Consider the following 13,877-nt stretch of genomic DNA (forward strand, 5'->3'; position numbering starts at 1 on the left):
CTTGTCTCTTGTCTCTCACAACTTCGGAATAAAAATAAAGTTATTAATATATGAATTAAAATCATTCAGATACTCGTCCTTCTGAAAATCGGCGATTTGCGCAACGTCAAACGGAACAGTTTGCAATGTTTTTCGGTCGAAATAAAACACTTCGTAACCAAAACCGATGATAAAATCAAAAATATCTTTAATCGTATAATGGGCGTGTCGCAGTTCGATTTCGATGATGAAAATCGGTTTGATGTTTTTCAGGATTTCCGTACAGCCTTTTACCGAATCGAATTCATGGCCCTCCACATCGATTTTGATCACATCAATTTTTGACCATCGTTGCTCTTTCGCAAATTCATCCAAAGCCACCATTTGGATTTCGACTTTCTCAACATCCTCACCCATTGCCTCCAAAGAAGCCCTTGTATCTTGTAACCCATCGCCTTTTTTAGGAATGTTCAACACCGCTGTACCCGAATGCGACGAAACGGCCAAAGGATAAATTTCGGCTTTGGGGAATAACGGTTTTATGTAATTCACCAGACTTTTGTTCGGTTCGAATCCGATGACTTTACCGGTTTTGATTACTTTTTCGGCTTGGTATAAATAAATCCCTTTGTTGGTTCCGATGTCGATAAACACCGAATCGCTTTTCAGAATCTGATTCAGGTACAGCAATTCCGGTTCGCATTTGTAATTATCCGTGGAAAGCGAATCCAACGTTTTGTAATACCGTTTTTTGTATAACGATGGCCAGAATCTGTAGGCCAGTTTGATTAAGAATTTCAGCATTTTATTTTGAATTGGCCAAAGCCAGTAATTGGTTTTCTAAATGGGTTTTCACGCTTTCGAAGGTGTACTGCTTCAAATAGGGTTGTAATTTTTCGTATTCCGAAGAAAGTTGTCCAAGGGTAAGATTATTCAAAATCGCTTCCAAATCGGAGGCGTTTTCGTAATACAGATTGTGCCAGTTCATTTTCGGATAGGACGTTGGAAATAAACCGATTTTACCGTTATAAATGCAATCGGCCTCGCTACCGCTGACTTTCGTTTTTCCGTAGATTTCATCCACCAGGTAAAATGAGGTTTCGTTTTTAATCGGACACAACAATAAATGGGATTTGGCAATCTCCCCGCTGTATTCCTCCCACGGAATAAAACGATGGTAATGTGTAATGGTTATTTTATCGGAACAGCTTTGCTTTAAATCTTCAAGTTGTTTCAGCACCTCATCGGATTCCGGTTTCCCCAAAAAGGTGAAATGCAGTTTCGATTGCGGATTCAACTTCGGAAGAACTTCAAATAAAGATTTAATGTCTTTACGTTTACCGGAAACATTACCGGGCATGACAATGTTGATTACTTCTGAAGCCGGAAAAGAATGCGACTGGCAATAATTCATCTGAATCAGTTTTGTTTTAGCAGCCAATGAGCTTCTGCTGTTTACCTCATCGAAAAGGCTCTGCGACAAGACGCCAAAACCAACTGCTTTTAAAATGGCTTTTCGTCTTGACCTTATTTTTTCAGCGAAATACAATTTCAGAAAATAGGTCAACCGTGCTTTTTCGGTCCAGATATTTTGCAAGTTAACCGATTTGAAAAAGAGACTGAAATTGAGATTGTGTAACACCACCAAACCCTTCTTCTGCTCTAAAATCGTCTGATACTGCTCAAAATGACGATGAAACGTATTGACAACCACAGCATCAAAACCGGCAAGTTTCGATTCGATTTCTTTGGCATTCTGAACCAACGTCATGCAATCCTTTGGAATCGCAGTAATTTTACTCTTTACTTTTGGGCTCACAAAAAAGAAAAAATCCACCGATTGCATTTCCTTCAGTAGTAAGTACCACTGCTCCAGCAAAGCGGAATGCGTTTCGAGTTCGATAAAAGCTATTTTTTTCTTTTCCAAAGTTTTAAAATTGATGATGACACTACAGTTATACTTTATAACTCTGTAACTTTGCTACTCAGTCACTCAGCAACTTTGCCACTTAGCAACTAAAATTCTTTATAATCCCACAAAAATAAAGATAATTACACACTACTTTTGTACAATCATGAAATATTACATCGTAATTCCGTCACATAACGAAGAAAAATTCATCTCACTTACCCTTGAATCGTTGGTGCAACAAACCGTTTTGCCTTCAAAAGTGGTAGTCGTGAATGACAATTCCACCGACAGGACCGAAGAAATTGTTAAGGCTTTCGCCGAAAAACATCCATGGATTTCATTGGTAAACAAAACTTCGGAGGCGATTCATTTGCCGGGAAGCAAAGTGATTCAGGCGTTTCACAAGGGATTGGAAACGATTGACGAAAACTACGACATCATCGTAAAGGCAGATGCCGATTTGATTTTTCCCGCCAATTATTTCGAGACGATACTGAACCATTTCAAATCAGATGACACCATCGGAATGGCGGGAGGGTTTGCGTATATCGAGAAAAATGGCGACTGGATTTTAGAGAATTTAACCGATAAAGATCACATCCGCGGTGCGTTTAAAGCCTACCGGAAAGCCTGTTTCAAACAGATTGGCGGACTCAGACCGGCGATGGGTTGGGACACGGTAGACGAATTGCTTTGCAAATTTTACAACTGGAAAGTCGTTACCGATGAACGTTTAATTGTAAAACACTTGAAACCTACCGGGGCCAACTACAACAAAGCCTCGCGTTACAAACAGGGCGAAGCATTTTACACTTTGGGCTACGGGTTTTTCATCACGGGTATCGCCTCCTTAAAACTGGCAATGCGTAAAGGGAAACCACTTTTGTTTTTGGATTACATAAAAGGGTTCTGGAAAGCCAAATCGGAGCGAAAACCGCTTTTGGTCACGGAAGAACAGGCTAAATTTATCCGGAAGTATCGTTGGAAGAAGATGAAAGAAAAACTGTTTTAAAATCACTTTTGCCTTAAACGAACAAATCACCCCAATACTACTATTGAAATGATTTGCAATTGAAAATCGTATCGGATAAATTCGTTATTTAATTCAAAAAAGACACATCAACATATTTATTTACAGCCTGTTGAAACTCTTTTTTATTAACCGGTTTTGAAAGAAAATCATTGAATGCCTGTCCGTAAACTCCTTTTTCATCCTCAAGAAGATACGCCGATTGCGCAATGATAGGTATTTCAGGTGCTTCATTTTTAATGAGTTGTGCTGCTGTATACCCGTCAACCTGAGGCATGCGAAGATCCATTAAAATCAGATTGATATCCGGATTGTTTTTATAAATCTCATAAGCCTCTTCTCCGTTTTTAGCTCTAAAAATCTGAACATTACCTTTTTCCAGCAATGATTTCAGAAGCAAAAAACTGATTTCTTCGTCTTCGGCAACCAATACTTTGATTGTTTTTTTAACCGAAACCGGTTCCACATCCACTGGTGCAGGAACATAAGGAACATCGAAATAAACAACGGTTCCCACGCCCAGTTCTGAATCTACTTTTAGTGCCCCTCCTAACAAATCAACATAGCGCTTAACCGTAGCAAACCCCAAACCTACATTACTGGTTTCATCGACATATTTTTCCAATTCGAACTTTGAAGCGGAGAGTTTTTCAACAAGGTTCTTATCCAAACCAGCGCCAGTGTCTTTCACATAAAATTTCAGTTCATTATCTGCCAATCGGTAACCGACTTCTATAAAACCCTTATCCGTAAATTTCAACGAATTATTGATCAGACTGGTGAATACCTGAGTAATCTTATTTTCGTCAATCATAACGGTATCTTCACCGTCAGGCAATCCTTTTTTGGTTCGGAAATTCAATTCTTTATAGGATGCCTGCACGCCAAATTTAATTTTCAGATCGTCCAGCAATTCATTTAAAGAAACCTTTTGCAGTTCGACCACTTCTTTCTGTAATTCCAAAGAATTATAATTTAAAAATTCAGAAACAATTCCCTGCAATTCATTGGAACAATTAACGATGATTTCCGCAAAATTATCCTTTTCTTTAAATTCCGATTTAGAGGCACTCAATAAACCGGCCAGACCGGCAATGGTGTCCAAAGGCATTTTAATTTTACGCAAAACCGACTCAATCAACGCTGCATTTAAAGCTTTCTTTTCCAGTAATTTTTCATTTTCCAGACTATCCGTAACCAATCCATACCCCCTATAGGTCTCACTCAGCATCGAGGACAGATTTATTACCTGCTCCTTCAATACCGCCACTTGAGTAGCCAACTCTTCATATGATGGTTTATTCGTGTTCATATCTTCTGATTTAAATTAATACCACATTTCGTTTTCATCCGGGGTTAATTCGTCTCATACTATACTCAACAAAAACAATAACTACTTGACTTTTACAAAGTTACCGCATATAAAAAAAGGAAAAGAAAATTTTATCATAATCTTTAAGTTACATAAGTTAAAATGAATTGGGAAAACCGAAATCCTAACAGTTTGCAGTCACGGTTTGCAATGAATTGTAAAACATAACACCTACCAAACAAATACCCTTTACAGATTTGCAGAAATATTCTTGTACTATTTCACACATCATTTCATCTTGGCACAGACCGCGTGAGGGATAGGAGCGGCATCCTTTTATGGATCTCGTTTTTTTAACGAGATCTATAAAAGATACAGCGTCCCGATAGCTATCGGGAAGCCCGACCTGAAAGGACACGCCCAAAAAACTCATAACTCATAACTCAAAACTCATAACTAATTGGTATTTTAGCCGATATTTTCATTACACTATGATTCGATATTTATCCCAGATAGGAAAATACTTTTTGATGTTGAAGGAAGTCTTCAATAAACCTACCAAATGGTCCATGATGAAGCAACTCATCATGAAGGAAACGGACGATTTGGTTATTGGTTCCCTTGGTATTGTGGCATTCATTTCGTTCTTCGTGGGCGGGGTTGTGGCGATTCAGACCGCGTTAAACCTTACCAATCCGTTGATCCCGAAATATTTGATCGGTTTTGCCACAAGACAATCCGTAATTCTGGAGTTCGCCCCTACCTTTATTTCCATCATTATGGCCGGTAAAGTGGGGTCGTTCATTACCTCAAGTATAGGTACCATGAGGGTTACGGAACAAATTGATGCTTTGGAAGTGATGGGTGTAAACTCATTGAACTATTTGGTATTCCCGAAAATCGTAGCCTTAATGCTGTATCCATTTGTGATTGGCATAAGCATGTTTTTAGGGATTTTTGGCGGATGGATTGCCGGTGTTTACGGCGGATTTGCCTCCAGTACCGAATTTCAGACCGGACTTCAGGTGGAATTTATTCCGTTTCATATTACCTATGCGTTTATCAAAACCGTATGTTTTGCCTTTCTATTGGCAACGATTCCGTCTTTTCACGGATATTATATGAAAGGTGGTGCCCTTGAAGTGGGAAAAGCAAGTACGACTTCTTTCGTATGGACGTCGGTAGCGATTATTTTGGTGAATTATATTTTAACGCAATTACTGTTAAGCAAATAAGATGATTGAGGTAAAAAACGTAGAAAAATCCTTTGGGGAACAGAAAGTCTTAAAAGGAATTACGACCACTTTTGAAACCGGAAAAACCAACCTGATTATCGGTCAGAGTGGCTCCGGAAAGACGGTTTTGCTTAAGAGCTTGCTGGGAATTCATAATGTGGATGCAGGAACCATTTCTTTCGACGGCCGTATTTATTCGAATATGAGCGCCGATGAAAAAAGAGAATTGCGAACTGAAATCGGAATGGTATTTCAGGGAAGTGCCCTTTTCGATTCGATGACGGTGGAAGAAAATATCGGTTTCCCGCTGAAAATGTTTTCGAATAAATCACCGAAAGAGATTCAGGAGCGCGTAGATTTCGTAATCGATCGTGTAAAACTGATCAATGCCCACAAAAAGAAACCTTCCGAAATTTCCGGAGGAATGCAGAAACGTGTGGCGATTGCGCGTGCGATTGTAAACAATCCGAGATATTTATTTTGTGACGAACCCAACTCGGGTCTGGATCCGAAAACCGCTGTGGTTATCGACAATCTGATTCAGGAAATCACAGAGGAATACAACATCACAACGGTTGTGAACACACACGATATGAACTCGGTGATGGAAATTGGCGAAAAGATCATCTTTCTGAAAGAAGGAATTCTGGCTTGGGAAGGCACCAAAAAAGAAATTTTCAAAACCGATAACGAAGCTATTGTGGACTTTGTTTACTCCTCGGAATTATTCAAAAAAGTACGAAAAGCTCAGAACAGAGCCGATAAATTATAAAAAAAAACGGAGTTAAAATTGACTCCGTTTTTTTTATATATTTTTTGTTTAATAGTTCAGATACACCCAACCGGTTTTCACATCGCCGCTATCAAACCTTACAACATAATAATAAGTGGCAGCCGGCAATAGATTTCCGTTATAATCTTCACCTGTCCAATCGTCTACATAACCGTCTTTTTCAAAAATGGTCACTCCGTATCGGTTGAATATTTTTACATTGGTGATTCCGCTCAGACAGGACAAATCGAAATTATCATTCAAACCATCGTCATTTGGTGAAACCCCTTTCGGAATACCGCAATTTGTACAGGCAAGAGGAACTGTCTGGGTAACAGAACAACCGTCGGCATTTGCAACAGTAAGTGTATAAAGACCGGTTACGTTTCCGCTCACATTAATCGGATTTCCGTTCTGAACGGTTCCGTCCGGGTAGGTCCATGTAAAGGTGAGTGTGTCCAAATTGATTTCCGGATTAATCATTGTTGCGGTAATGAAAGTCAAATTATCCTGACAACTGTCTTTAGCCGAAAAATAAGGCAAACTGTTAACCGTAACCTCAACAGAGTCGGATACAGATTCACATCCATCCTGAATTGCCGAAACAGTATATGTTCCTTGATTTAAAATCGTTACAGCATCCAATTCAGGGTTCTGATCATTAGACGAAAACCCGTTTGGTCCGGTCCATTGGTAAGTAACTCCCGGCACATCCGATGCAAAAAGCTGCAGCGTTTCACCTTCACAAATCACATTATCTCCAGTTGCATCTGGACTTAACGGAATCGGATTAATCTGAATTTGTACAAGTGCTTCCGAACTGCTTCCACACAGCCCATTAACCCTATACCTGAATGTATAAGTTCCTGATACGATTCCGGAAGTATTCCAAAAGTGATTCATCAGCATACCGCTTGAAGTCACCTCTTCCCATTCACCGAAATTATCGTAATTCCCGCTCAAAAAACTGAACAAATTTAATGTTCCCTGAGTACCGCAAAGATTCACTGTGCTACCCGTTCCGGCCTGAGGAGTATTCAGTTGGTTTGAAATCGTAAAATCCAACACACTGTTCAAACACGAATTGGGATTACCCGGATTTGTTATTCTTACGTGATAAACCCCGGAATGAGTCGCCAAATTAAAATTAGGCAGAGTTAAAACATTTGAAGTACTGAGAATCGCTGTTGTATTATTATCCTTCCACCATTCGTAATTCAGAAAGGGAAAATTAGGAACCACTAAGGACCCCGTTTGTCCGTTACACAGATTATCTGCCGTAATTGAAAAACTTACCGGAGAACTGATATCATACACCCTGTTCAATATATTCCCACAGGCATCTTCTATCTGAAAATTATAAATCCCGGGTTGCAATCCTGTAAATGCGGGTGAATTATTATTGTTAACCACAAAAGGCTGACCGTCTTTAACCGTGATTCGGTATTGCAACGGATCCGCTCCAAGCGCATCCACGATGACATCAAACGAATTATCCGAACAGGAATAACTGTAAATGTTCTCAATTTCAGGACCGCTCTGGTAGTCAAACTCCTTAATTATATTTTCACAAACCAACATTCCCCCGGCATTACCGTACACATTAAACGTATTCACTACCCTGAATTGCCCCATATAACTGAGGTTCGCATTATTAACGTAGTTATTCAACAGTATCGCATTGGACATACTCGGACTCAAACCGTCAAAAAAACCGGTCTGGGGATGCTCCCATCGGTTCAATAGGGAATTATATTTTTGCAGCCAAAAATTGTTTGGGGAGGCGTTGGAAGCATAATTCAGATAAACATCAAAAGAACTGCAATGTTCTGTAACCGTAACCTGATTCGAATAAATCTGGAGTCCGCTAATCGTAATGGTTTCCAGTCGTGTCCTGTTACAGGTATCAACTATTCTGAAAGTATAGCTACCTGCCGGAAGTGAATTCATTGAAAAACCATGAGTATCCGTAATATCTATGTTCTGACTCACATCATACGGCAATGCATGTCCGAAACCCATTGGTGCTGATTCAATAAAAACACGTTGGAAATGCTCATTCATCCACAACTTTACTGATCCTTTCCCCACTTCGCAACCCGGCAAATAAGATGCGGATAACGGTGAAGGAGTGAGGGGAAGTGTCGTATATGTTCGCGTGGCGGTTCTTCCGCATTCATCGGTAAGCTTAATCACATAGGTCCCCTCAGGGTAAGCCGTTGCCGAATTATAATACTCTGCTACATTGGTAAAAGGGCCGGGATGCGACGAATTGAACAACAAAGGGTTAAAACCGGCCGGAGAAGATACGAATTCGACAGTAAAATCCACGTCCGCCGCCACCTGAATCACTAGTTTTTTACCGCACCCCTCATCAAATTCATTTACATTGAAAATCAAAGGAATCTGTTGAGTCACATAATTTGTGGTTATCGTTCTGCCACAGGCATCCGTAACCCGAACAGAGTAGTTACCTTCCGGATATGGTGTACTCATATTAAAATACTCAATCGACTCGTTAAACGGTCCCGGATGATTCGGATTAAATGTTGTCGGATTAAATCCGGTTGGTGATGACAAAAAAGTAACGGTATATGGTGCAACGAAATTGGATGGAGCCACCTTCATTTTCTTGACGCAATCTTCCAACCTTTCATTTACCAGCAACCCCAGATGCAGATCAACTTCATTATTGTTTAGCCGATAAACATTTCCGCAGGCATCCGTAATCTTCAAATTAAAAAAATACGACTGATCGTAAAAAAAAGGTATCTGAAATACCAGCTGCTGGGAAATCAGATTCCCTGACGCAACATTATGATTTACTATAATTGGCGCACCCGACGGAGGAAAAACAGTACACTCGACCGTAATGGGGTAAGCGATTACATTTTGAAAATTAGGAGTCCCACTTGCAATGGAAACATTGAGCTCCACCGTATTACAAGTTATATCACCTTTAGTATAACCTAAAATATCAATATGAGGAATCGATGGTCGTGAAATAGTAACATCCCTAACAATTCCGTCGCCACAGGCATCAAAAACACGCACCTGATACGTTCCTGTTGTCAATCCCGTAAATACATTTGAAGTTTGTAACGGAAACAGCATCGGACCAGAGATAATTTCATAATTAACCGGATTACCCCGTGTTACATTTACAGTGATTCTACCGTCATTGCCGCATAACACATTTTGATACGTGAGATTATACTGGAGCGGATTAACCCGACTCACAATAGTAGCGTCCTGTTGTTGGGAATTAGACAATGCGCCTAACGATTGCACTGCAACCACCCTGTAATTGCCGGCAACAAGCCCGGTAAAACTATTGGCGCCTGTTACTGCAATCGGAGTCGTTACATCGGGTAATCGGTATATATTATAAACAATAGTTGCTCCGGGAGTTGTGCCGGAAACGGTGAAAGACAACACACCGTTTCCGCTGCATGTTTCATCTGTAGCGGTAAGCTGCAATGAAAAATTTGTTAATTGCCCGAATGATATATTCGAAATCAATAACAAAAGAATAAAAAGGGCTTTTTTCATAGAATAATTTACGGATTACTTCAATTGGTTTGCCATCGTAGTTATCCTCTTAATCTCTTGCTCCTTCCCTTTCGGATAAATCAATAGTACATCTTCTTTATCAACAATTATAAAATCCCGAAGGCCGTCAACCACCACCAACTTCTTTCCTTCTGTACGAATTATATTATTAGATGCATTTTCCAGTATAACGGTTGCGTTTACCACTGCATTATCCTGATCGTCTTTTGGCAATTTATCGTATAATGAACCCCAGGTCCCTAAATCATTCCAATCGAAAGTAGCTGGTAAAACGTATACATTTTGTGCTTTTTCCAGGATGGCATAATCCACTGAAATATTTTCAGCATTGGGATAATTTTCCTTGATGAATTGATTTTCATCGTTTGTATTCAACGCTTCATAGCCACCCATGAACTGTGAATACATTACCGGACTATAATGCTCATAGGCTTTTAAAACCGATTCAACACTCCAAACGAATATGCCTGCATTCCAGAGAAAATTACGGGACTGAATAAATTTACGCGCGGTGGCATAATCCGGTTTTTCGCGGAACTGTACCACCTTTTTAATCGGACGGGAATCCAATTTATCGTACTCAATATATCCGTAACCGGTATTTGGGAATGTCGGTAAAATTCCGAGAGTCATCAGTGTGTTTTCACGCTCACAGAAATCAAATGCACGTTGAAGGTTCGCCACGAACTGCAATTCGTCTTCAATCCAATGGTCACTCGGCGCTACCACCATAACCGCGTTCGGGTTCTGTTTTTTAATTTTCAGAGACGCATATAAGATACACGGGGCAGTATTGCGCATGGCGGGTTCCAAAACAATCTGTTCCTGCTTCACTAATGGGAGTTGTTCGAGAATCAAATCATTGTAAACTTCATTGGTAAGGATCAAAATGTTCTCCTTTGGGATAAGCTGTGATAAACGGCTGAATGTTTTTTGGATCAGTGTTTCTCCTGTTCCTAACATGTCGTGAAACTGTTTCGGAAATTCTGTTGTACTTACGGGCCAAAATCGGGAACCGACTCCACCAGCCATCACTATTGCGTAATAATTTTTATTCATTTTTTTTAAGTTGCTGAGTAACTCAGTTTCTGAGTTACTAAGGTTTTAACTGGGCAGTAACTCTACTTCGGCATTCGGATTGAACAGATAAATTCTTCCTGAACTTACTTCCACACATTCATACCGTTTGGTGCGAAGGGCCACTTTTTTAAATATCTTCCCGTTATGAATGCGGAATACACTTCCGTAGGGAATCTCAAAGATATAATTTTTATCGTTTAACGGATCGAATTGTTTTAAGGCCAACGATAAAGTCGCATCGGTATCGCTGCTTGCTTTGGGATTCCTGAAATGGCGTGCCAGCAAAGGCAGCAACTGGCTTGGAAAAACCTCAGGACGAATAAACGGCACCATCAGACGTTGGAATGTTAACTTCCATTCGTCTCCATGCGGTTTGATGTTTCTTCCATATTTTTCAAAAGCGACCAGATGAGCTATTTCGTGTATCAGAGTGATTAAAAAACGGTATTTATTCAAACTCGCATTTACGGTAATCTGATGAAAACCATCGGGATGCCTTCTGTAATCACCATGACGGGTCACACGCTCATTCACGATTTTCAGATGAACGTTATTTGCTTTGATTAATTCAAAACAAGAAGGAACGGCGAGTTCAGGAATATATTTTAAAAGTACTTCACTCACTTTTTTTATGGTGTAGTTGATGAAACCTGCAATACTTTCCCATTATAATATTTATTTCCGGTAAGCGCAAAGTTGAAAATATAATCAGCCATTTCTTTAGCGGAAATCGGTGCTTCATAGCCCGGAAAAGCTTCCTGTAACATTTCGGTCTGTACCGCTCCGAGTGCCAATACATTGAATGCGATACCTTGTCCCTTATACTCTTCTGCTAACAATTCTGAAAGCGTAATCACCGCACCTTTACTGGAACTGTATGCGGAAAGCCCGGCAAACTTCATACTACCCTGAATACCGCCCATGGAACTGATTGTAACCACATGGCTTCCCTTATGAAGGTACGGAAGACAGACACGCGTTAAATTGGCCACACCGAAAACATTCACTTTGTACACCTGCTCAAACTCTTCCGAAGAAATTTCCCCGAAAGGTTTTAATAAAAGGGAACCCGCATTATGAATAAGGACATCCACTTTTTTCCATGTTGACGAAATAAAATCTGAAACCTTTTGTAAATCCTCTTCCGATGACAGATCCACACTTAAACAACTGATATTTTTATTTCCGAGCAACTCCGGAGCTATTTTTCTGGAAACTGACAGAACCTGATGCCCTGCTGCTGCAAACTGCAAGGCCAACTCGTGCCCTATTCCTCGGGAAGTTCCTGTTATGATAATATTCTTCATAAAACTAAAATACTAAAAATCCCGTTCTGAAGTTCAAAACGGGATTTAATTTATTATGAACAACGGGCTTATGCCAACATTGTTACCGGATTTTCTAAAAATTGTCTCAGCGTTTGCAGGAACTGTGCGCCGGTTGCCCCGTCTACAGTTCTGTGATCGCAAGCTAAAGTAACCGTCATGGTATTCCCCACAACAATTTGTCCGTTTCTTACCACCGGTTTTTCTTCGATGGCTCCTACGGATAAAATGGCAGAATTCGGTTGATTAATAATCGAGGTAAACGACTGGATTCCGAACATTCCCAAATTAGAAACAGTAAACGTACTTCCTTCCATTTCAGCAGGCGTCAGCTTTTTGTTTTTCGCTTTTCCGGCTAAATCTTTTACGTTAGCACCGATTTGAGACAGGCTCATCTGGTCGGTGAAATTCAGCACCGGCACTACCAGTCCGTCTTCCACGGCAACAGCAACCCCAATATTCACATGGTGATTGATAACCATCGCATCTTCTCTCCATTGTGAATTTACTTGCGGGTGTTTTTTCAATGCCATCGCGCAGGCTTTCACCACCATATCATTGAAGGACACTTTCGTATCCGGAACCGTATTGATAACCGCTCTCGATTTCATTGCCTCATCCATTGCCACTTCAATAGTTAAGTAGTAATGTGGCGCAGTGAATTTCGATTCTGCCAAACGACGAGCAATCGTTTTACGCATCTGCGAATTCTTGATTTCCTCCTGGAATTTCTCTCCGGCAGGAACGAAAGGTTTTACCGCAGGTGCAGAAGTTGTTGCCGCAGGAGCTGAAGCCGCTTGTACAGCCGCTGCCTGTGGTGTGAATCCTTCCACATCGCTTTTCACGATTCTTCCGTTTTCACCGGAACCTTTTACCTGAGATAAATCAATTCCTTTGTCTTGTGCTATTTTTTTAGCCAATGGGGAAGCAAATACCCTTCCGCCAGTGCTCGTATTTTGTGTTGGTACAGCAGTTTCTGTTTTCACTTCCACAGCTTTTTCAACAGCCGGAGCTTCAACTGAACCCCCTGCGCTAAAATTAGCAGCAACACCCGAAACATCCGTTCCTGCAGGTCCGATGATTGCTAAAATACTGTCAACCGGAGCTGTTTGCCCTTCGTTAACACCAATATATAAAAGCGTTCCGGAATTGAAAGATTCAAATTCCATCGTTGCCTTATCGGTTTCAATCTCTGCAAGGATATCACCTTCTTTAACGGTATCGCCTACTTTTTTCAACCAAGTAGCAACCGTTCCGTCCGTCATGGTATCACTCAAACGCGGCATGGTTACCACTTTTACTCCTGCAGGAAGAGCCGCAGCAGCTTTTGGAGCTTCCGTTTTTGTTTCCGCAACGGGAGCAGCTTCTGTTTTTGGAGCTGGAGCACCTCCGCTTAATAAAGCAGAAATATCTTCGCCCGGAGCCCCTATAATCGCTAAAAGAGAATCAACCGGAGCCGATTCGCCTTCCGGGATTCCAATATGCAATAATGTTCCTGCATTGAACGACTCAAACTCCATAGTAGCTTTGTCGGTTTCAATTTCCGCAAGTATATCTCCCTCTTTAATAGTGTCCCCTACTTTCTTTAACCAGGTTGCCACAACGCCTTCGGTCATGGTGTCGCTTAAACGCGGCATTGTAATTACTACTGCCATAATC

11 protein-coding genes are annotated in these 13,877 nt (G+C 40.7%); 3 read left to right on the plus strand and 8 right to left on the minus strand.

Annotated features, from left to right (window positions below):
• Positions 1 to 15: 15 nt before the first annotated feature.
• Together FLJC2902T_RS09980 and FLJC2902T_RS09985 are read right to left on the minus strand one after the other, a co-directional pair.
• Positions 16 to 783 (minus strand): FkbM family methyltransferase, encoded by a 768-nt coding sequence (locus tag FLJC2902T_RS09980; protein ID WP_023579665.1) that lies wholly within the window; start codon positions 781 to 783, stop codon positions 16 to 18.
• A 1-nt stretch (position 784) separates the two neighbouring features.
• On the minus strand, positions 785 to 1,906 hold the full coding sequence (locus tag FLJC2902T_RS09985; protein WP_023579666.1) for a hypothetical protein: 1,122 nt from the start codon (positions 1,904 to 1,906) through the stop codon (positions 785 to 787).
• A 148-nt stretch (positions 1,907 to 2,054) separates the two neighbouring features.
• Between FLJC2902T_RS09985 and FLJC2902T_RS09990 the strand changes: the two genes are divergently transcribed.
• The gene (locus tag FLJC2902T_RS09990) at positions 2,055 to 2,903 is read left to right on the plus strand and encodes a glycosyltransferase (protein WP_023579667.1); all 849 of its coding nucleotides are present in this window, start codon (positions 2,055 to 2,057) and stop codon (positions 2,901 to 2,903) included.
• 88 nt (positions 2,904 to 2,991) lie between these two features.
• On the opposite strand, the gene FLJC2902T_RS09995 is transcribed toward FLJC2902T_RS09990, so the two are convergent.
• Positions 2,992 to 4,233, minus strand: coding sequence for a hybrid sensor histidine kinase/response regulator (locus FLJC2902T_RS09995; RefSeq protein ID WP_023579668.1), 1,242 nt, complete (start codon positions 4,231 to 4,233; stop codon positions 2,992 to 2,994).
• 491 nt (positions 4,234 to 4,724) lie between these two features.
• On the opposite strand from FLJC2902T_RS09995, the gene FLJC2902T_RS10000 reads away from it, so the two are divergent.
• Complete coding sequence (locus FLJC2902T_RS10000; RefSeq protein WP_035678236.1) at positions 4,725 to 5,468, plus strand: MlaE family ABC transporter permease; 744 nt, start codon at positions 4,725 to 4,727, stop codon at positions 5,466 to 5,468.
• A 1-nt stretch (position 5,469) separates the two neighbouring features.
• A complete protein-coding gene (locus FLJC2902T_RS10005) occupies positions 5,470 to 6,240 on the plus strand; it encodes an ABC transporter ATP-binding protein (RefSeq protein ID WP_023579670.1) in 771 nt (256 codons plus the stop codon).
• 48 nt (positions 6,241 to 6,288) lie between these two features.
• On the opposite strand, the gene FLJC2902T_RS10010 is transcribed toward FLJC2902T_RS10005, so the two are convergent.
• The 5 genes from FLJC2902T_RS10010 to FLJC2902T_RS10030 form a co-directional block, all read right to left on the minus strand.
• On the minus strand, positions 6,289 to 9,792 hold the full coding sequence (locus FLJC2902T_RS10010) for a T9SS type B sorting domain-containing protein (RefSeq protein ID WP_023579671.1): 3,504 nt from the start codon (positions 9,790 to 9,792) through the stop codon (positions 6,289 to 6,291).
• Positions 9,793 to 9,807: 15 nt separating this feature from the next.
• Positions 9,808 to 10,872 carry a mannose-1-phosphate guanylyltransferase gene (locus FLJC2902T_RS10015; protein WP_023579672.1) on the minus strand — a complete coding sequence of 355 codons (1,065 nt, stop codon included), beginning with the start codon at positions 10,870 to 10,872 and terminating at the stop codon, positions 9,808 to 9,810.
• Between the two features lie 45 nt (positions 10,873 to 10,917).
• The gene (locus FLJC2902T_RS10020; protein ID WP_023579673.1) at positions 10,918 to 11,517 is read right to left on the minus strand and encodes a SprT-like domain-containing protein; all 600 of its coding nucleotides are present in this window, start codon (positions 11,515 to 11,517) and stop codon (positions 10,918 to 10,920) included.
• A gap of 5 nt (positions 11,518 to 11,522) precedes the next feature.
• Positions 11,523 to 12,200 (minus strand): SDR family NAD(P)-dependent oxidoreductase, encoded by a 678-nt coding sequence (locus FLJC2902T_RS10025; protein WP_023579674.1) that lies wholly within the window; start codon positions 12,198 to 12,200, stop codon positions 11,523 to 11,525.
• 68 nt (positions 12,201 to 12,268) lie between these two features.
• On the minus strand, positions 12,269 to 13,873 hold the full coding sequence (locus tag FLJC2902T_RS10030; protein ID WP_023579675.1) for a pyruvate dehydrogenase complex dihydrolipoamide acetyltransferase: 1,605 nt from the start codon (positions 13,871 to 13,873) through the stop codon (positions 12,269 to 12,271).
• Positions 13,874 to 13,877: the final 4 nt, after the last annotated feature.

Origin of the sequence: Flavobacterium limnosediminis JC2902, assembly GCF_000498535.1 — a bacterium.
GTDB lineage: Bacteria > Bacteroidota > Bacteroidia > Flavobacteriales > Flavobacteriaceae > Flavobacterium > Flavobacterium limnosediminis.